This is a genomic window from Bartonella sp. CM120XJJH, assembly GCF_042194715.1.
Classification (GTDB): domain Bacteria; phylum Pseudomonadota; class Alphaproteobacteria; order Rhizobiales; family Rhizobiaceae; genus Bartonella.
Window position 1 is genome coordinate 1 of sequence record NZ_JBHINE010000007.1, and the last position, 19,952, is coordinate 19,952.

17 protein-coding genes are annotated in these 19,952 nt (G+C 37.6%); 10 read left to right on the plus strand and 7 right to left on the minus strand.

From position 1 onward, the window contains the following. Positions 1 to 36 precede the first annotated feature (36 nt). From ACFIKU_RS04350 to ACFIKU_RS04380, 7 genes are all read left to right on the plus strand, one after another. Positions 37 to 255 carry a hypothetical protein gene (locus tag ACFIKU_RS04350; protein ID WP_012755083.1) on the plus strand — a complete coding sequence of 73 codons (219 nt, stop codon included), beginning with the start codon at positions 37 to 39 and terminating at the stop codon, positions 253 to 255. A gap of 8 nt (positions 256 to 263) precedes the next feature. After that, a complete protein-coding gene (locus ACFIKU_RS04355) occupies positions 264 to 1,301 on the plus strand; it encodes a tyrosine-type recombinase/integrase (protein ID WP_375642135.1) in 1,038 nt (345 codons plus the stop codon). Between the two features lie 75 nt (positions 1,302 to 1,376). Beyond that, positions 1,377 to 2,096: a D-2-hydroxyacid dehydrogenase family protein gene (locus ACFIKU_RS04360; RefSeq protein ID WP_375656788.1), complete on the plus strand. Its 720-nt coding sequence runs from the start codon at positions 1,377 to 1,379 to the stop codon at positions 2,094 to 2,096. A 646-nt stretch (positions 2,097 to 2,742) separates the two neighbouring features. Further along, complete coding sequence (locus ACFIKU_RS04365) at positions 2,743 to 3,030, plus strand: hypothetical protein (protein ID WP_375656789.1); 288 nt, start codon at positions 2,743 to 2,745, stop codon at positions 3,028 to 3,030. Positions 3,031 to 3,112: 82 nt separating this feature from the next. Beyond that, positions 3,113 to 3,532 carry a hypothetical protein gene (locus ACFIKU_RS04370; RefSeq protein WP_375656790.1) on the plus strand — a complete coding sequence of 140 codons (420 nt, stop codon included), beginning with the start codon at positions 3,113 to 3,115 and terminating at the stop codon, positions 3,530 to 3,532. A 328-nt stretch (positions 3,533 to 3,860) separates the two neighbouring features. Beyond that, positions 3,861 to 4,223 carry a hypothetical protein gene (locus ACFIKU_RS04375; protein WP_375656791.1) on the plus strand — a complete coding sequence of 121 codons (363 nt, stop codon included), beginning with the start codon at positions 3,861 to 3,863 and terminating at the stop codon, positions 4,221 to 4,223. Between the two features lie 62 nt (positions 4,224 to 4,285). Beyond that, positions 4,286 to 4,558 carry a hypothetical protein gene (locus ACFIKU_RS04380; protein ID WP_375656792.1) on the plus strand — a complete coding sequence of 91 codons (273 nt, stop codon included), beginning with the start codon at positions 4,286 to 4,288 and terminating at the stop codon, positions 4,556 to 4,558. A 681-nt stretch (positions 4,559 to 5,239) separates the two neighbouring features. On the opposite strand, the gene ACFIKU_RS04385 is transcribed toward ACFIKU_RS04380, so the two are convergent. The 7 genes from ACFIKU_RS04385 to ACFIKU_RS04415 form a co-directional block, all read right to left on the minus strand. Continuing rightward, positions 5,240 to 7,039 carry an acetolactate synthase 3 large subunit gene (locus tag ACFIKU_RS04385; protein ID WP_375656793.1) on the minus strand — a complete coding sequence of 600 codons (1,800 nt, stop codon included), beginning with the start codon at positions 7,037 to 7,039 and terminating at the stop codon, positions 5,240 to 5,242. Between the two features lie 270 nt (positions 7,040 to 7,309). Further along, positions 7,310 to 8,182 (minus strand): tRNA (adenosine(37)-N6)-dimethylallyltransferase MiaA, encoded by an 873-nt coding sequence (miaA, locus tag ACFIKU_RS04390; RefSeq protein WP_375642129.1) that lies wholly within the window; start codon positions 8,180 to 8,182, stop codon positions 7,310 to 7,312. A gap of 857 nt (positions 8,183 to 9,039) precedes the next feature. After that, the gene (locus tag ACFIKU_RS04395; RefSeq protein WP_375642128.1) at positions 9,040 to 10,566 is read right to left on the minus strand and encodes a Do family serine endopeptidase; all 1,527 of its coding nucleotides are present in this window, start codon (positions 10,564 to 10,566) and stop codon (positions 9,040 to 9,042) included. A 151-nt stretch (positions 10,567 to 10,717) separates the two neighbouring features. Then, positions 10,718 to 11,656: a protease modulator HflC gene (gene hflC / locus ACFIKU_RS04400; RefSeq protein WP_375642127.1), complete on the minus strand. Its 939-nt coding sequence runs from the start codon at positions 11,654 to 11,656 to the stop codon at positions 10,718 to 10,720. 2 nt (positions 11,657 to 11,658) lie between these two features. Next, on the minus strand, positions 11,659 to 12,798 hold the full coding sequence (hflK, locus tag ACFIKU_RS04405; protein WP_375642126.1) for an FtsH protease activity modulator HflK: 1,140 nt from the start codon (positions 12,796 to 12,798) through the stop codon (positions 11,659 to 11,661). A 119-nt stretch (positions 12,799 to 12,917) separates the two neighbouring features. Beyond that, entirely contained in the window at positions 12,918 to 13,427 is a 510-nt protein-coding gene (locus ACFIKU_RS04410) for a dihydrofolate reductase (protein WP_375656794.1), read from the minus strand. Beyond that, entirely contained in the window at positions 13,424 to 14,218 is a 795-nt protein-coding gene (locus tag ACFIKU_RS04415) for a thymidylate synthase (RefSeq protein WP_273722957.1), read from the minus strand. Before ACFIKU_RS04415 ends, ACFIKU_RS04410 begins: the two co-directional genes overlap by 4 nt. Positions 14,219 to 14,427: 209 nt before the next feature. Between ACFIKU_RS04415 and ACFIKU_RS04420 the strand changes: the two genes are divergently transcribed. The 3 genes from ACFIKU_RS04420 to ACFIKU_RS04430 all read left to right on the plus strand — a co-directional run bounded on the left by ACFIKU_RS04420 (position 14,428) and on the right by ACFIKU_RS04430 (position 19,942). After that, positions 14,428 to 15,735: an MFS family transporter gene (locus ACFIKU_RS04420; protein ID WP_375642124.1), complete on the plus strand. Its 1,308-nt coding sequence runs from the start codon at positions 14,428 to 14,430 to the stop codon at positions 15,733 to 15,735. A 934-nt stretch (positions 15,736 to 16,669) separates the two neighbouring features. Next, positions 16,670 to 17,980 (plus strand): MFS family transporter, encoded by a 1,311-nt coding sequence (locus ACFIKU_RS04425; protein WP_375656795.1) that lies wholly within the window; start codon positions 16,670 to 16,672, stop codon positions 17,978 to 17,980. Between the two features lie 654 nt (positions 17,981 to 18,634). After that, the gene (locus ACFIKU_RS04430) at positions 18,635 to 19,942 is read left to right on the plus strand and encodes an MFS transporter (RefSeq protein WP_375656796.1); all 1,308 of its coding nucleotides are present in this window, start codon (positions 18,635 to 18,637) and stop codon (positions 19,940 to 19,942) included. Positions 19,943 to 19,952 lie beyond the last annotated feature (10 nt).

Below are 19,952 nucleotides of genomic sequence, written 5' to 3' on the forward strand. Positions count from 1 at the left end.
ACACGTGAATTGCATCTCAATGTAAGGAGAAAAGATATGGCGCCTCGTCCAGCTGCTATAACGCAACCAGCCATTGCTCGCGCTTTAAGAGAAGCTAAAAAACAAGGTTGTGAACTCGTAGAAATCAAACCTACCGGTGAACTGCTTATCTATCTTAAATCCGATATCCCAATACCAAATTCAGTTAACCACCCAGACAAACTTTTAGATTTGTCAAAGAATGAATATTACGAAACCGCGCTCTCCAAGATGTAAAATTGCTTATGCCTAAACCACGCCCTCCTCATCTTGTCAAAGAAGTCACACGCCATGGTAAAATTATATGGTATGTACGTATTGGTCATGGACCACGTATTAGAATACGCGGCACCTATGGAACGCAAGAGTTTGTTGATAACTACAAAAGCGCACTTGCCGAGTTACAAGGGCTTATACTTCCTAAATCAAAAACTGGTAAACTTGTTGAAGGGTCATTTGCATGGCTACTTAAACAATACTTTAACAGCTCCAATTGGCATAACCTTGCTAAAGCTACAAAGAAACAAAATCAACTCATTCTTATAAAGGTGTGCGATGCAATAGGAAATATTCCATATCAAGCAATCGAGAAAAAACATATCATAGCCGGTGTTGAGAGGCGTAAAGAAACACCAGCAATGGCTAGGAATTTTCTGAAGGCACTTAATGGGCTTTTTAATTGGGCGATTGATCAAGGACTTTTGGAAAGTAATCCAACTTTAGGCGTTAAAAAACCTCCACTTAAAAATAAAGAGGGATTTCCTGTTTGGACAGAAGAAGATGTTGAGAAATATTATCAAAAATGGGCTTTAGGAACCCATGAACGTGTCTGGATTGATGTTCTTCTTTACACGGGTTTGCGTCGTGGTGATGCCGTACGAATTGGTTGGAAAGATGTGAAAGATAATATCATTCATCTTAAGACAGAGAAAAGTAAATTCCAAACAGATGTTTTTCTACCAATTTTGCCTGAACTAGCCGAAACCCTTAAAATTGGTCCTATTGGAAATGAAACATTCATTTGTGGTAGACGTGGAAACAAAATACCCAAAGAAAGCTTCGGGGTTTTATTTTACAAAGCATGCAATGAAGCGGATATAAAAAAATCAGCACATGGTTTGAGAAAATTAGCAGCAACACGCGCCGCTAATTCCGGTGCAACAGTTTCACAATTGAAAGCACTTTTTGGATGGACAGACGACAACATGGCATCTCTTTATACAAAGAGTGCAGATCGTAAAAAACTTGCTCTTGAATCGATAAAAAAGCTCCAAAAAAGTTAGGGATAGGAGCAAAAAAACGTAATAGAATCAATAACCGCCCAATCCCTTACATTAAGCATAATTATTTGATTTTATTTGTACTGTATTCGCCAAACAGGCCCTATAGGTTCACATATTGACATAGAAGCTTGTAGAGACTTAGGAATTGAAATATTAGACGGTGGAGGAGATCCAACTTCTGCTGCTGAGTTTGCGTGGCTCTTAATTATGTCTGCGCGTAGAAAACTCTGTAAATCTGTTTCTGATATGAAAAAAGGACGATGGCAAACAACATTTGGCAACCAAATGAAAGGGGCTACTCTTGGAATATTCGGGTTTGGGCGTATTGGTAAAATGGTTGCTCAATATGCTCAAGCTTTTGGCATGTCCATTTTGGTTTATGGAAGCGAGCGTTCAACGCAAGAAGCAAAAAATTTAGGTTATCATTTTACGCATTCAAAAGATGAATTTTTTACACGTCCTGACATTATATCCGTACATTTACGTTTAAGTGATAAAACCAGAGAAATCATTCAATTAGAGGATCTATTGAGCATGAAACCTCATGCTATTTTTGTCAACACAGCGCGTTCAGCTTTGGTTGAAAAAGGGGCGATAGAAAAAATACTAAGTTTGAAAAATTCAACTTACTTTGCACTGGATGTTTATGACAGCGAGCCAGTATATGAGAGCAAATTATTGCAATCAGAGAGAGTTCTTTGCACACCGCACTTGGGCTATGTGACTGAAGAAAGTTTTGAGAATTATATGGAAAAAGCTTGCCAAAATATAGCGTCTTTTATGAAGAGCGCTTAATGCCAGCTGAGCCAATGTTTGTAGAATTTATTTTATATAGCTAGCGTATCAAATTTGCACGACACATAATAGCTTATTTCCTTAAATTAAGCATATTCCTTAGCTTTCATATGAATACCAATCGTATTGACAGCTTTTTATGTCATCCGCATAAAATACCTCATTTATTGTTGCAAGCATTATTAAAAAAGGCTACAAGAGCACTTTCATTGTAGGGGGCTGAGTGAGCAATCATCAATTTATAGAAAAAAATTTATTATAGATGGATTGTATTGCTTGTTGCCACTATCGCTCAAGCATCAGCCTGCTTCTTTGTTCAAGGGATTGGTCCTTTAGCTGAATTTTTTTAAGAAGGATTTCTCGCTGAGTGACTCTCAGATAGGTTTGCTGTCTTCAGCAGCGCAATTCCTACCTATTAATGGGTTACTTGTAGCTGGCGAATTACTAGACAAGTTCAACGAGCGCTATATTGTTGAGGTTGGGCGCACTCGGCGTTTCTATCGCTCTTTTATTGGGAGCAATCGCAGATAACTATATTTCCCTTTTGGTTTGTTTGCTCATTGTAGAGGGATTTTATAGTTCTGCTTAACCCAGTGGCGCTAAATCTATTTCTTCATGGTTTCCACAATCGCAGCGCGGATTTGCAATGGGAATAAGGCAGGTGGGGCTACCATTAGGTGGAGCATTAGCTGGAATGGTTCTTCCTGCTAGTACGCTTGTCTATGGCATACAAGGTGCGTTTTTGGTCGGTGCCATAGTTTCTTTTTTAGGGGAATGTATATTTATTATTTTTTATCACACACCAGCAAAAGTTGTCGCTATCGTTCCCAAAAGCAAGGCAAAAGTTTCGTTCTATGCAAATGTAAGGTCTCGTCTTGCGATGTTGGCTGCGCCGCATATGAAGAATATTATTTTTCAGGCGTTTCACTTGTGATCGTTCTCAATATGTTTTAACCATTTTTATAACGATTTATTTTTATAGAATCTATCACCTGCCTCTAGATAAAAGTGCTTATTTGTTTTTTGTTTCACAGGCTTCTGGTGCCTTAGGAAGAATTATTTTAGCAGCGTGGAGTGATCATTGTAAAAAAGGACGATTTTTTCCTGTCTTGTTTTGCATGATTGCAGTCGTTTTTGGATTTTTAATATTAATTTTTGGCATGAGTGGATCCATAATTTATTTAACTATTTTATCTTCTTGGTTAGTTTTTTTGGGATTAGGATGGTATGGCCCTTGGGTTGCTTATATTGTAGACTCTTCACCGAAAGAAAGCGTTAGCTTTTCTCTGGGGTTAGTAATATCTGTAAATCAAATCGCAATTATTACTGCGCCATCATTATTTGGATTAATCCAAGATTTTACAAACACTTATTTACTAACATGGCTGATTTTAATTTTAATGATTATTTTTTCACTTTTCTTAACAAAAAAATAGGGAAATATAATCGGGGAGGAAATTATAATGATAAATGAAAATACTTTTGAATTGAGCAATGTCGAAAGAGACAAACTTTGAGAGGCTTTAGACCATGTTATTTATGATCCATACGGGTAGTATTGAATATTCGGTTGAACTAAAAAATAGTATTTTCGCTGCTACCACATAGAATATTGACAATTCTTATGAAGCAAAAGGGGTCTATTACCCCTAGACCATATTAATCTTTGAAAACCTTCCTATTGATAGAAAAATTAATACGTCACCTAATCCTTATAATCTAGATGCGTCTTGTAAAAGCGGTTATATAAGCGAAAATTTAATTATGATGTTTTCTTTATTAATCGGAGAGCCGTATTCAATTAAGTTTGAAGCCGAACATATAGTAAATAACCTAGTTCATTTAGAGGATAATAGAAAGGATTATACAGGATTAGGATCTGAAGTTGAGTTAGATTTTCATATAGAAAATGCTGCACTAAAATTTATAAAAGGTTTAAATTTATCTCCTAAAGGGATACTTTTAACTGGTGTTCGCAATGATGTTGATGGCCCGTTAACGAGAATATCTGATGCACGTCTAGCTTTAAAACTTTTAAGTGAGGAAGATTTGAGTAGCTTAAGGGATAATTTATATATAATTAATGTTCCCTATAGAGGAGAAAAATGGAGTAACCTCTACAAGTAAAGTGCCCCCTAGTTCAAGGAGACGGTGAATTCCCAGATATCAGCGCTGTTTTTTATCTGGGCATGTTAGAACCACAGTCAAAAAAAGCCAAGGACACTTTAGATCATTTTTATGAAGCTATTAAGGCTGTATCTTTTGGAATTGATGTACAACCAAGAAGATTATTATACATTGATAACAGAATGGCTCTACACTCTAGAGATAAATTTTCTGGATCATTTGATCGTTATAAAAATCCAATGCGGTGGATTCAAAGAGTATTTGTGTCTGCAGATTTATGGAATCATAGATATGTAGAACAAATAAAAGAAAGAGTCTTTGATTTTCAATGTTAATGTCTTGATCATGATATGATGTTGAGTATTATATATTATTGACGACATATCTCATATGTATAGATTTCTCCCGCATCATCAGGTGAGGTGGCTATCTAATTATAAGCTATAGTAGCCAATTGATTTTCTATGGCTGCACTTATCTTTGTTATTTTGCCCTTCCTTTCAAGCCGCTAGAGGGCTTTTCCTATTAAGCCCTTGGAAGAGCGATTTGGAGTAATTTCATAATGCGAAACCAAAACATAGTGACAAACTCTTCTATTGTTTTCACAAGTATGACGGTTTGCATGGTTGCACCCTTCAAGCACAGTGACTTTTTTTCTTGCACGATGAAATCTTTCATATATGAGACAACATAATTAATTTATAACAGATAATTCAATGTATTATCTAAAAAATGCAACGAAATAGCTATTAATGCGAACATATGAATTAAAAAAACAAACATCGCGTACAAATAAATTCAAATATAATTGGCCACACGACTTATAACATTTTTTAGATGAACAAATAATAATACACCCCATGTATTTAAACAAAGCCCCATGTCTTTAAACAAAGAATGAAAATCATAAAATGAGCTCTAAGGATAATAGGAACTCTTCGCAAAGAAGAGAAAGAGATGAAGACTCCAAAGACTTCATCATCACCATCCTTCTCTATTTTGTTAACACATTCATTTTATACAAGAATCTTTCCCTCGGAGGAAACAGCATTTGCAATAGCTTCCTCGCTTGCCTCATCAGGTAATAACATCTCATTATGGGCGCATCCCGATGGGATCATAGGAAAACAGTTTTCTAAATGATAAACACGACAATCAAAAAGAACAGGCTTATCACAGTCAATCATCTGCTGAATTTTATCATCAAGTTCATCGGGTTTTGAACAATGAATTCCCACCGCTCCATAAGCTTGTGCCAATTTCACAAAATCAGGCATAGATTCCGTATAAGAATGAGAAAGACGATTACCATGCAGCAATTGCTGCCACTGGCGAACCATACCCATATACTGATTATTTAAAATAAAAATTTTCACTGGCGTATTATGCTGAATTGCCGTTGCAAGCTCTTGAATATTCATCTGAATAGAGGCATCACCAGAAATACACACAACAAGCGCATCAGGGTGTGCTATTTGAGCACCGATAGCCGCAGGAAGACCATACCCCATCGTTCCTAACCCACCAGAAGTCATCCAATGTTTTGGTTCATCAAAATGATAATATTGTGCTGCCCACATCTGATGCTGTCCGACATCCGTTGTGATATAAGCGTTCGCATCTTTGGTAAGAGCATACAGCCGTTCAAGAGCATATTGTGGCATGATAACATCTTTTTTTTTCATATATGCCAATGAATTACGAGCTTTCCAACGGTTAATCTGTGTCCACCACGCCTCACGAACTTCAATGTTAAACGCTGGTTTCTGTATCTTTAAGAGTTGCGTCATATCTTCCAAAACACAAGCCACATCACCAATAATTGGAACTTCTGCTTTTACAATTTTATTGATGGAAGAAGGATCAATATCAATATGAATAATACGCGCATGAGGTGCAAATGCATCCAATCGCCCCGTGATACGATCATCAAATCGTGCTCCAACAGCTAACATGACATCACAATCATGCATAGCCATATTAGCCTCATAAGTTCCATGCATCCCAAGCATTCCAAGCCAATTTTTACCAGAAGCAGGATAAGCACCAAGTCCCATTAATGTTGAAGTAATCGGAAAATTCCCCAACTGAACCAAATTACGTAAAAGCTGTATAGCTTCCATCCCCGATGAAATTACACCTCCACCAGAATAAATAATAGGACGTTTTGCCTCAACTAAAAGAGAAACGGCCGATTCAATAACCTTAGTATTCCCTTTCAACGGTAGAGAAGAATGCAAAGATTCCTGAACTTGAGGTGCTCTATAAATTCCTGAAGCAAATTGAACATCCTTAGGAATATCAATCAAAACCGGACCAGGACGACCTGATTGAGCAAGAGAAAAAGCTTCATGAATAACAGCCGCAAGATCATTGACATTTTTAACTAGCCAATTACGCTTCGTACAAGGCTTTGTAATTCCAACTGTATCAGCCTCTTGAAAAGCATTTGTTCCAATCACCGTTGTTGACACCTGCCCAGAAAAACAAACAAGAGGTATAGAATCCATAAGTGCATCCTGCAAAGGTGTCACAGCATTCGTTGCCCCTGGACCAGAAGTCACAAGCATAACCCCTACCTTCCCTGTGCTGCGTGCATAGCCTTCAGCCGCATGCCCTGCGGCTTGTTCATGGCGCACCAAAATATGCCGGAGTGTATCTTGATGATAAAGAACATCAAAAATAGGCAAAACAGCCCCACCAGGATAACCAAAAATATGTTTAACCCCTTGATCTATAAGAGCCTGAACCACTATTTCAGCCCCCGACATTATTTTTCCATCTGCACTCTCTTGCTTTCTTGGATCATTTCTCATTTTTCCCACTCACCTACTTTATAGGACAATAAAAAAGCCCCTAACGGAGCCCATAAAAAAAGACCCCAAAGGAGCCCATTACACAACACATACTGTATGATCACCCCCCATTATTCCAACGTATAAAATATATAAAAAAATTCCTTGTAGAAAGATTTCTAATTCCATTGATACCATTCGTCAATAAAAAATTATATTTTCTAAAAAAAATTTTTCACGAATTATCTTTTATCTTTCGATAAGTTTCTTTGCAAAACTCTAGCTCTTTTATCAAAAAGTAAGTATCCATTCTTCATCAAATTGATTACGAAACCATGTCATTTGTCTTTTTGCATATCTCCTCGTTTGTATTTTCACCGCTTCAAGAGCATTCTCAAAGCTTCTATATCCATCCAAATAAGCCATAAATTCAGGTATACCAATAGCCTTCATTGCTGGTAATGAAGGGGAAAGCATAAGATTCTTCATGATCATCACTTCTTCTAAAGCTCCTCTTTCAATCATAGAATCCAAGCGTTTATGAATACGTTCATAAAGCAGAGGACGTGGTGGCATGAGAAGAATTTTTTCGGTCAAATTCGGCGCAATAAGAGGTGTTGTTTTTTGTTTCTGCCACCAACTGAGCGTCTTACCGGTTGCATCATAAACTTCCAAAGCACGGACAATACGCTGTCTATCGTGCGAAGAAATTTTTTCAGCAACAACAGCATCAATCTTCAACAACTGGCGATAAAGATTTGCAACGCCCTCTTTATCAAGCAGCAAACGCCACTTCTGCCGCACAACATCTGGAACATGAGGGATTTCCGAAATCCCCTCTAAAAGAGCACGAAAATAAAGTCCTGTTCCACCAACAAAAATAACTGATCTTAAAGAAAAAGTAGCCAATAGCTTCTCGACATCACACAACCATTGCCCTACTGAATAATTCAAAGTAGGACTCACATGACCATAAAGATAATGTGGAACAATCGCAGTATCATCCTCCCTCGGCCGTGCCGTTAAAATATTTAAAACATCATAAACCTGCATTGAATCAGTATTAATAATGAGAGCATTTTTTTCTTGAGCCATTTGCAAGGCAAGTTCTGACTTCCCACTTGCCGTTGGTCCCGCTATTAATGTAACTGTTCTCTGCTTCATAAATAGCAATTTCTCCCTATCAATAACTTATTGCAACATGCATGACATCTCCTAAAGCCCCTGTATTTTATCTTCGTTATCATAGAGTGAACACTTTAAACAAAAATACGAATACAAATTCTTCTTAAAACCAAGCCTCTTATGAAACTTATAAAAAAGAAAAAATGGACTTAATAACAACACCAAAGGAATTTCCAAGCATTTTTGCTATCCTAGTTCAATAATAAACTACAGCCATGATCATTCTGTCCGTTAGTCCATTAAAAACAAACATATTCTTTGTCATCATTTATGAAAATAATACTGAGCTTAACCTATACAATCAAACAGCTTTATTTTTTCCTATAAAAACAGCATATTATTCTGATTTATAATAGGAGATTCAGAAATTGTCTTTTTCACACTTTTTTTATAACTATTTTTTCATCCATCACCAAGAAAGATATAAATATATATAACTAATTTAGTCTAATATGATTTTTCTCTGGATCACTTTTTTCAAACTGAAGTGAAAAAACGTTCTCTATAGCACACAAAACACAATCACAAAGTGCTAAAAGTCTCACTAGATAAAACATTATTTATAATAATAATTGACTTAAACACAAAACATAGATCTCTCATACAGCATTTCAAAGCCTAAGCTGTTGCAAGGTTGAAATCTAGCAAATCTATGATGGTACCAACTTGTACTTTTATTTAACGCAAAAATAGAGCTGCCCAATGGATTTTATGTTATACAGTCCATGCTCTCTGTCGTTAAATGAGCTTGAGAAATATGGGACACCACATGGCTGAGCTACAGAATATCCCATATACTAAGGCTGATAAAAAACAAAAAATTAATTTCTTAAGCATCAATCCATTAGGAGCGTTACGAACCGCAACTCTCCATCTGGACGCGCTACAATAAATAGAGCATTTTTGCGTCCAGCTTCACGTAATTTATGAATACGTTTTTTAGCCTCATCAATTGTTGTGATAGCACTCTGATTGATATCAACAATCACTTCACCAACTCGAATACGCTTTTTATCCGCTGCGCTATTTTGTGCAACAGATGTCACCACTAGTCCTCGAAGTTTATCTGAAATTGAATAACGATGACGCAAATCCTCTGTCAGTTCAGATAACGTCATTCCCATAAATTGCATTGTCACGTTTTTCGACAGATCTTGACTTTTTTTATCATCAACTTCTTCTTCTGTATCTTCATTTGGATCTGTTTCAATCAAACGTCCAAGCTTAACTTTTACTGTTTTTTCTTGCCCATTACGTAAAACAGTAACATCCACCACTTTTCCTTCTGAACTTTCTGCAACTAAACGCGGCAAATCACGTGCATGCTTAATTTTGGAATTTCCAAAGTAAAGAATGACATCTCCAGTTTGCAACTGGCTATTATCTACATTATTTTCTTCCGTCTGTTCTATTTTACCAGCCACCAATGCCCCTACAGCATTGTCCAATTTTAAACTTTTTGCAATATCCTTTGTTACCGGCTGAATACGAATAGCCAACCAACCACGTCTTATTTCTCCAAAATCACGCAATTGATTAATAACAGAAAGGGCCATATCCGATGGAATAGCAAATCCAATACCGATAGATCCTCCAGAAGGTGAAACAATTGCTGTATTAATGCCAATGACTTCACCATTTCTATCAAATAACGGACCACCAGAATTGCCCCGATTAATTGCTGCATCTGTTTGAATAAAATTATCATAGGGACCAGCATTAAGATCACGGTTACGTGCAGAAATAATACCAACCGTCACACTTCCACCAAAACCATAAGGGTTTCCAATAGCCATAACCCAGTCACCAATGCGTGCTTTTTCAGAATCACCAAAACGCACAGCTTTTAATTTTTTACTTCCTGCATCGACTTGAAGCAACGCCAAATCAGTTTTGCTATCCTTTCCAAGAAGCTTTGCCTTTAGTTTTGTACCATCCGTAAAATTAACTTCAATATCATCAGCATCAACAATAACATGATAATTTGTAACAATAATCCCTTTTTGCGCATCAATCACAAAACCAGACCCTAAAGAACGCACCTTTTGAAATTGACTATCTTTTTGACCATCTTTGGGTGTAAAAAAATCACTAAAATATTCCTCCAGCAATGAATCTTTTGGGATAACGGGTACCGAGGTATTTTCATCCTGTTCGGTTCCTTCAACAGTCTGTGCCGTGGAAATATTCACAACTGTTTCCAAAAGCTCAGAAGCTAAATCAGGAATAGAAAGCAATTCCTTGCTTGTCTCTGCGCCCCAAGACAAACTCACTGATCCTGATAGAAACAAAGTCACACAAAAAACAACTCTTGTGATAAAAAACTTTAAAAACGTATTTTTACTCACGACACTTCTATCCATGACATGCCTTTAACCAAAGCGGCAAAGAGCCCCACTAAATTTATCTATGTAAAACCAGCACGGCTCGATACTCTCTACGACTTTTATCATAAAAGAAAATGGTCACAGATCATTCTTTTCATGCAAAATCTCGTATCTGCAATCCATTATTTTATCTATTCTCTCCCGATTTTGAATCCGTTTTACTGAGGCCTGTATTCATTGTCGGTAAGAATGCTTTATTTGCCTGCGGCGGATTACGAAAATAGAAAAAGAAATCCTCATTTGGTGAAATCACCATCGGAGTACGCTCTAAATTCTTGTATTGTTCCATCGCCAACCAAAAATCGTAAAAAGATGGATTAGCCTCCCTCGCATTCAATAAAAGACGAATACTTTCAGCCTGACCTTCACCACGAGTAATTTCAGCATCACGCTTTGCAGCTGCTACGATTTCTTCATATTCACGATTAGCTTCTGCCACAATACGATCTCGCTCCTGCTGACCACGAGCACGAATATTTTCCGCAGCAGCTTCACGTTCAGCTGCCATTTGCCGATAAACATCTTCTGAAACAGCATCCGTCAAATCGGTTTTACGAATACGCACATCAACAATGTTAATACCCAACGAACCTGCATCTACAGAGAACTGCTTCTGTACTTCAGCCATCATCGCTCCCCGTTCATCCGATAAAGCCGCTTTAAATTCTCGCTTACCATAAACAGCCCGTAAAGCATCAATAAAACGCGGTGCAAGATTTTCACGGGCAGCAATTTGCGGACGCCCAGAAGCAATGCGCTGTAAAAACAACTTAGGATCTGTAATACGGTAAATAAAGAACGCATCCACTTCATAATACGCACCTCCACGAACCTGTACAGATTGTGTAGGAACATCATAACGCAACAACCGATTATCAACAATGATCATCTTATCTATAAATGGCGCCTTCAAATAGATCCCTGGATTAGATTCTACCTGAACAATTTGTCCAAAACGCTTAATTGCTACTTGTTGACGAGGATAGACGATAAAAACGGACATCCACAAAATCATCAAAACCAGTACTATAGCACTCAAAACAAACAAAAAACGAGATTGCTGCATAATTAATATCCTCCAGAAATGCTAGAATCCGAAAGCGATGCAGGACGCGCTGATGTTGCCTTCAATTTTTCTGATGAATTGCTACGCAACAATTCGTTCAAAGGTAAATAGGGCACCGCTGGAGAATTTGCCTGATCAAAAACCAACTTATTTGGTGAAGAAAGGATGCGCCCCATCGTTTCCATATAGAGACGGTAGCGAGCAGCTTCTGGTGAAATAGCAGCCTCACGAGCTATCGCCTGAAAACGCTCCGCACGCCCTGTTGCCTCTTCGACCATTTGTGCCTTTTCACCTTTTGCGATTTCTCGTGTGCGTGAAGCTTCACCATTTGCTAAACCAATTTTCGTAAAACGCACACGATTTCCCTCTTCAATCATTCTTCCACGTTCCTGCTCCGCCTGCTGAACAGAATTAAACGCAGCAGCAACCTTTGTTGGAGGAGCAGCTTCACTGATAGACACACGGCTTATTTCAACACCAAGTTGATATTTATCTACAGTCAACTGAATAATCTTTCTAACGTCATTAGCAACTTCTTCTTTCTTGTCACGTAAGACATCATCAACCGGCCGCGAACCAATGACTTCACGCATTGCACTCTCAGCAACTTGGCGAACTGTTCCTTCTTGATCATTCACATTGAATAAAAACTGACTAGGGCGTGAAATACGATAGTAAACGGAAAAATTAACATTAACAATGTTCTGATCACTTGAAAGCATTAAGCCATCACTTTGTTGCGCCTGACCGGGCTTCCCACCAATCGCGATTGTTTTTTCCGTTAAAGGTACTTTCATATAGGTCTCAATTGGCCAAAAATGAAAATGCAACCCATCACCAATAATGCCTTCTTTAGGGATGCCAAAGCGCAACTCCACCGCTTGTTCATTTTGCTGAACAATATAAAATGACTGATATAGCCAAAAAAACGCAATAAGCAGAAGGAATAAAACAGAAAGACTACTTCTCCCAAATTGTTTAAACTGATCCTGCCCTTTGCGCAAAATATCATCAAGATTGGGACTATTATCACCACCATTATTGCCACCAGAACCAAAGAGATTCTTAGCTGGTTTCTTTTTATCACCACTGTTTTTATTGCCACTCCATGGGCCACCACCATTTTGATTTGTCCAGGGCATTATCACCTCTTTAACTGATTACCACTACTCGAACACCAACCATTTGCTTGATCTTATAGGGTGTCTCTTACCTCATTACAATACAACTGATAAACCCTTCCACTTCATATTACAAAAAATTATTTCCGCTCATAAACAACAAAACGTGTCGGATGACTATCTTTATCCCCTTTTGGAATATCTTGTGTTTGCACAATAGTCCACTTTTCTTTATCAAAAACAGGAAAAAAACTATCACCTTCTATAGAAGCTAAAACTTCTGTAAGAAATATTTTATCAGCCATATGCAACCCTTGTTGAAAAATTTCACTACCACCAATAATAAAAATTTCCTCTACATCATTTTGAGAAGCAACGCTTGTTGCAAGAGAACAAGCTTGCGATAAAGAGTGAGCAACAACAGCCCCCCCAGCACAAAAGGTGCAATCACGCGTAATGACGATATTTGTACGCCCTGGTAAAGGTCGCCCGATAGAATCCCAAGTTTTTCTTCCCATAATAATAGGCTTACCCAACGTCAAAGCTTTAAAGCGTTGCAAATCTGTCGATAAATGCCACGGCATTGCACCTTCACGACCGATAACACCATTTTCTGCAACAGCAGCAATTAAACAAATGGAAATCGTCATATTGCTACCGGCGCTTTAATATGGGGCTGTGCTTCATAATTAAGCAACTCAAAATCCTCAAATTGAAAAGAAAAAAGATCTGTTACCGCTGGATTTATGCGCATACATGGCAAAGCATTTGGTATACGAGACAATTGATATTTTGCCTGTTCAAAATGATTAGAATAAAGATGAGCATCTCCCAGAGTATGAATAAAATCGCCTACTTTAAGACCGCTTACTTGCGCAATCATCATCGTTAGCAATGCGTAGGATGCAATATTGAATGGAACACCTAAGAAAATATCTGCTGAACGCTGATACAGTTGACAAGATAATTTACCCTCCGCAATGTAAAATTGAAAAAGACAATGACACGGAGGCAAAGCCATTTCCTCTATTAATGCAGGATTCCAAGCTGATACAATCAAGCGACGAGAATCTGGCGTTTCCTTAATCATCGTTAAAAGATTGTTAATTTGATCAATATGGCGTCCATCAGGAGCAGGCCAAGAACGCCACTGATAACCATAAACAGGACCAAGATTTCCCTTTTCATCAGCCCATTCGTCCCAAATCGATACACCATGCTCTTTCAACCATGCGATATTTGTATCGCCTTTAAGAAACCACAAAAGCTCATAAATAATTGAACGTAAGTGTAGTTTCTTTGTTGTCAACAATGGAAATCCTGCTTGTAAATCAAAACGCATCTGATACCCAAAGATAGATCGCGTTCCAACACCCGTTCGATCTGTCCGATCAATACCCTGATTTAAAACATGAGATAAAAGAGCAAGATATGATTTCATAGGGCTATTATGTCCGATTCTTCTCATTATAGAAAATAAAAACTGCAAAATCCGTACAAACATAATTCAAATCTTTTTCCGAAAGCATCTTACACAAGAAATTATCATGATCTGACTAAAATTTTGATGCAAAAGATAAAATACTATAGACAGCTTCTAAGAAAATGACATAAATGAACAAAGATGGATGAACAATAAAGGGATCGACTATGGAAAAACAAGAATCTTTAGCACCGCATGATACAAGAAAACGTATCTGGGCTATTGTGTCCAGTGCATCAGGTAATCTAGTAGAATGGTATGACTTTTATGTTTATTCCTTTACGTCCATTTACTTTGCATCACAATTCTTTCCCTCAGATGGCGATGTCGTTGCGCAACTTTTAAAGGCTGCTGGTGTTTTTGCTATTGGTTTTCTTATGCGCCCAATCGGAGGATGGCTCTTTGGATACATTGCTGATCGTTATGGCCGCAAACGCTCAATGCTTATCTCTGTTTTTATGATGTGTGGTGGTTCGTTCTTAATCGCCCTACTTCCTACCTATGAAACCATTGGAGTAACAGCAGCAGTTCTTTTACTTTTACTCCGAATGCTTCAGGGACTTTCTGTCGGTGGCGAATATGGTACAACAGCAACTTATATGAGCGAAATCGCCCTCAAAAACCGCCGTGGATTTTTTAGCTCTTTTCAATATACCACACTGATTGGTGGTCAACTCCTAGCCAGCCTCGTTATATTCATTCTGGCACTTTATCTCAACGAAGATCAACTAAAAGCGTGGGGCTGGCGTATTCCTTTTGCCATTGGTGGATGTGGCGCAATAGTTGCAATTTATCTCCGCCGTACACTCCATGAGACAACGACCAAAGAAAGTCGTTCTAGTGCACAAGCTGGTAGTATTAGGGGACTTCTAGGCAACCACCGAAAAGCTTTTTTTCTAGTTATCGGCTTTACCGCTGGAGGATCGCTCACATTCTACACCTATACGACTTACATGCAGAAATATCTGATCACAACCACCGGCTTTGATAAACATACAGCCACAACTGTGATGACTGCCGCACTCTTTGTTTTCATGTTACTCCAACCCCTCTTTGGTTCTCTCGCAGATAAAATTGGAACAAGAACTTCACTTCTTATTTGGAGTGTCTTATCTATTATCTTTACCATTCCTGGACTTAATGTGATTGGTAATACTGATAGTACATGGATTGCTTTATCAGTCATTATTGGAATGCTATGCATTATGAGCTTTTACACATCCATCTCAGGCATTGTAAAATCGGAAATGTTTCCCGCTTCAGTGCGAGCAATAGGTGTTGGACTCTCTTATGCTATTGCCAATGCACTCTTTGGTGGTTCTGCCGAAGCTGTAGCGCTTGGATTAAAAGATATTGGATATGAATCTATCTTCTATTTTTATATAACCGGCATGATGATCATTGCCTTCATCGCAATTCTCTTAATGCCAGATGCTCGCAAAAAGGGGTATTTACAAGGAGACGATATTCATTAACTTTTAGTGTTAATAAAAAAGGATTTTAATAAAAAAGCCCAGAATACTGGGCTTTTTTATATTCTTTCCGATAGAAGTTTAAAGCTCACAATTTTTTATCCCTTCAAACACTCTAAAGAAGAAATTTTCTCCCCTGCATATGCCGCTTATAAAAATAAATGGCTTCATATTATAATGTAATAAATATTTCTTTTGCTGAATTTAGTTCACTGAAGATAAAAAACGTTTGATTTATTTTAATATTCCCATTTCCACTCAAAGTCGAAGAAACGTGATTATCTTTTAAGAAATTTTATCAATAATAAAGATTACACTCATGATTTTGTTTAATACGTTCTTAATGGTACTCCTCATGCAAAACAAATCCTTTCATGAAAAATAGAATTACCATTATATTATGAATTCGCACACTTTTTTGAGAAACATTTCTCAATGCACCCAACTCCATTTCACAACAGTACTCGTGAATGACATAACGTAAAAGCCCCGTAAAGTATAAACATGTATACCACCCTCTTTACACTTAATAAAAGTGTAAGCCGCTATCATTATACTATTGACGAACTCTTAATATTGCACTCCCCCCTTGACACTTAAGATGGTTCATAAAAAGTATTTTAACTGATACACCAACTTCGCATATCATAATCAATAACATCAAGCATATAAACTAAAGAGTATCATATCTTCATAAACACTCTGCATATGTAAATAATTCACAATCAAACAAAAAACAATATTTCCTTCAAGATGGTCAAAAACGTATGATTTACGCAATATAACAACACCATGAGCCCAAAACAGTACTGATAGCTCTCGAAAAAAACTTTATGTTTCCCTAAAAAATTATCATAATACAATGGCGCTTTTATAATGCACATCGTAAATAGCTTTAAAAAGAAGAAAAGTTATAAATCTAAAAGGGGAATACTTCATGAATAATCAAACAACTTTGGACCCACATGATACAAGGAAACGTATTTTTGCTATCATATCCAGCGCATCAGGAAATCTGGTAGAATGGTACGACTTTTATGCTTACTCCTTTGCATCGGTTTATTTTGCATCACAATTTTTTCCTGAAGATGAAGATATCGTCACACAACTGTTAAAAACAGCAGGAATCTTTTTTATTGGCTTTCTTATGCGTCCAATTGGAGCATGGCTCTTTGGATTCATTGCGGATCGTTATGGACGTAAACGCTCAATGCTTATTTCTGTTTTTATGATGTGTGGTGGCTCTTTTCTCATTGCCATACTTCCCACTTATAAAACCTTGGGAATAACAGCAGCATTTCTTCTCCTTTTAGTCCGTATGTTTCAAGGACTTTCCGTTGGCGGTGAATATGGTACAGCAGCAACTTATATGAGTGAAGTTGCACCCCAAAATCGTCGCGGGCTCTTTGCTTCTTTTCAGTATGCAACAACAATCTCAGGTCAACTTCTCGCAAGTTTTATAATATTTATTTTAGCTCTTTACCTTACTGAAGATCAGTTAAAAACGTGGGGATGGCGTATTCCTTTTGTCATTGGTGGCTTTGGAGCAATCGTTGCAATTTATCTGCGTAGTTTGCTCCATGAAACAACAACCCACAAAAGCCGCTCTGAACAACATGCTGGTAGTCTTCGAGAACTTTTTCGCAATCATAAAAAAGCTTTCTTTTTGGTTGTTGGCTTTACAGCTGGTGGATCACTCACATTTTATACATACACGACTTATATGCAAAAATATCTGATCACAACCACGGGCTTTGATAAACAAACCGCAACAACGATAATGACTGCCGCCCTCTTTATTTTTGTGCTCCTCCAACCCCTTTTTGGTTCCCTAGCCGATAAAATTGGAGCAAGAGCTTCACTCATTAGTTGGGGGGTATTATCTATTATCTGCACCATCCCTGTACTTAAAATGATCGGTAATGCTCATAATCCATGGACAGCACTCTTAATCATTATTGGAATACTCTGTGTTATGAGTTTTTATACGTCCATTGCTGGTATCATAAAAGCAGAATTGTTCCCTGCTTCAATCCGAGCAATTGGCGTTGGATTTGCTTTTGCCATTGGCAACGCACTCTTTGGCGGTTCTGCTGAATATGTAGCGCTTGGATTAAAAAATATAGGATACGAATCTGTGTTCTTTTTTTACATAGTTGGTATGATGGTCATTGCACTCATCTCTATTCTTCTTATGCCCGATATAGATAAAGGAGGATATCTCGATAAGGACGATAGACTTCATTAAACTTATTTTCTGAATAAAAAAGCCCAAGAAATTGGGCTTTTGTGATCTCCTCTCCACCCTAATAAAGAACGAAAAGTCCGCCCCGCATTCGTCTTGCAAACAACTCAATTTCTCTTAAATTGTCTATAGTTACTGCCTTCTTTATGTAATTTACTTGATAAGATTCTATAGGCAGGCCCTATCCTAAATATTTATCACGATATCTAAAAAACACCTTATACGGAAAACCTTATCTGAGCCTTACCTCACCCTCCTAAATGATGATGTGTTATGATACAACAAGATAAGTAAGGACACAAAAATCCCCTTTTACATTATTTAAGCTTTATGAAATGTCTTCAGTTTTTTGACTTTCCGCTCATAAAGACCATCTCTTCTATGATCTTCCGATATTATTCCAATAATTGCATTCTTCTCATAAAGTTTAAAGGTATTCTGATCTACTTTTCAATGTTCTCTCCCTTTAAATGCAATGTGATAACTTTTTATTCTATAACACAAGTAAAAATCTTAAAACGAATGACAACATAACTCTAATAAATCATCTTAAAGAGTTTCCCTAAGAAATTATTATAATACAATTGAATTTTGCTGGAAATCATAAACAATTATGTTTAGAAAATATGGACTATAAATCCAAAAGGGGAACAGTTCATGAAAAATGAAACAACTTCAGCATCACAGGATGCAAGAAAACGTGTTTTTGCTATTATAGCAAGTGCATCAGGAAATCTCGTAGAATGGTACGATTTTTACGTTTACTCATTTGCATCGATTTATTTTGCATCACAATTCTTTCCCTCCGATGGTGACACAATTACTCCACTGTTAAAAACCGCGGGTGTCTTTTTTATTGGCTTTCTTATGCGCCCTATTGGAGCTTGGTTTTTAGGATTTGTCGCCGATCGTTATGGACGTAAACGCTCGATGCTTATATCCATTTTTATGATGTGTGGTGGCTCTTTTTTCATCGCCATACTTCCCACCTATGAAACCTTAGGAATAACCTCAGCAATCCTTTTACTTTTAGCTCGGATGATGCAAGGGCTTTCAGCGGGTGGTGAATATGGTACAGCAGCCACTTATATGAGCGAAGTTGCCCTCAAAAAACATCGTGGGCTTTTTGCTTCTTTCCAATCTGCCACCCTTATTACAGGTCAACTTCTTGCCAGCTTCATTATATTTATTCTAGCATCTTATCTCTCTGAAGATCAGTTAAAAGCATGGGGATGGCGCATTCCTTTTGTAATTGGTGGATTTGGGGCAGTGATTGCGATTTATCTGCGTCGTTCTCTCCACGAAACAACCACGAAAGAAAGCCGCTCTCACAAACACTCTGGCAGTCTTAAGGAACTTCTCACCAAGCATACAAAAGCCGTTGTCGTAATTGCATGCTTTGCATCAGGAGGATCACTCACATTTTACACCTTTACGACTTATATGCAAAAATATCTGATCACAACCACCGGCTTTGATAAACAGACCGCAACAACGATTATGACGGCTGTACTATTTATTTTCATCCTATTCCAACCCATAGCTGGTATCATAGCCGATAAAATTGGAACAAAAACTTTACTTATCATTTGGAGTATACTCTCTGCCATCTTTACATTTCCTGGACTCTGGATAATCGGTAATACGCATAGTACATGGGTTGCCTTATCCGTCATTATTGGCTTGCTCTTCATTATGAGCATGTATACATCCATCTCTGGTGTCGTAAAATCAGCAATGTTTCCCTCTTCAATACGCGCATTAGGCGTTAGCATCTCTCATGCCATTGGTAACGCCTTATTTGGTGGTTCTGCTGAATACGTTGCACTTGGATTAAAAAAGTACGGTCATGAATCACTCTTTTATTTTTATATAACCGTTGTGATGATCATGGCATTCATTGCTCTTCTCTTTGTCCCGAGTATGCGTAAAGGGGGATACCTCCAAGAGGATGAAAAACATTAAACCTTTTTAT

Coding starts and splice junctions, on each gene's coding strand:
- ACFIKU_RS04350 (WP_012755083.1), top strand. CDS start 37: ATGGCGCCTCGTCCAGCTGCTATAACGCAACCAGCCATTGCTCGCGCT.
- ACFIKU_RS04355 (WP_375642135.1), top strand. CDS start 264: ATGCCTAAACCACGCCCTCCTCATCTTGTCAAAGAAGTCACACGCCAT.
- ACFIKU_RS04365 (WP_375656789.1), top strand. CDS start 2,743: ATGGGAATAAGGCAGGTGGGGCTACCATTAGGTGGAGCATTAGCTGGA.
- ACFIKU_RS04375 (WP_375656791.1), top strand. CDS start 3,861: ATGATGTTTTCTTTATTAATCGGAGAGCCGTATTCAATTAAGTTTGAA.
- ACFIKU_RS04380 (WP_375656792.1), top strand. CDS start 4,286: ATGTTAGAACCACAGTCAAAAAAAGCCAAGGACACTTTAGATCATTTT.
- ACFIKU_RS04385 (WP_375656793.1), bottom strand. CDS start 7,039: ATGAGAAATGATCCAAGAAAGCAAGAGAGTGCAGATGGAAAAATAATG.
- miaA (WP_375642129.1), bottom strand. CDS start 8,182: ATGAAGCAGAGAACAGTTACATTAATAGCGGGACCAACGGCAAGTGGG.
- ACFIKU_RS04395 (WP_375642128.1), bottom strand. CDS start 10,566: ATGGATAGAAGTGTCGTGAGTAAAAATACGTTTTTAAAGTTTTTTATC.
- hflC (WP_375642127.1), bottom strand. CDS start 11,656: ATGCAGCAATCTCGTTTTTTGTTTGTTTTGAGTGCTATAGTACTGGTT.
- hflK (WP_375642126.1), bottom strand. CDS start 12,798: ATGCCCTGGACAAATCAAAATGGTGGTGGCCCATGGAGTGGCAATAAA.
- ACFIKU_RS04410 (WP_375656794.1), bottom strand. CDS start 13,427: ATGACGATTTCCATTTGTTTAATTGCTGCTGTTGCAGAAAATGGTGTT.
- ACFIKU_RS04415 (WP_273722957.1), bottom strand. CDS start 14,218: ATGAAATCATATCTTGCTCTTTTATCTCATGTTTTAAATCAGGGTATT.
- ACFIKU_RS04420 (WP_375642124.1), top strand. CDS start 14,428: ATGGAAAAACAAGAATCTTTAGCACCGCATGATACAAGAAAACGTATC.
- ACFIKU_RS04425 (WP_375656795.1), top strand. CDS start 16,670: ATGAATAATCAAACAACTTTGGACCCACATGATACAAGGAAACGTATT.
- ACFIKU_RS04430 (WP_375656796.1), top strand. CDS start 18,635: ATGAAAAATGAAACAACTTCAGCATCACAGGATGCAAGAAAACGTGTT.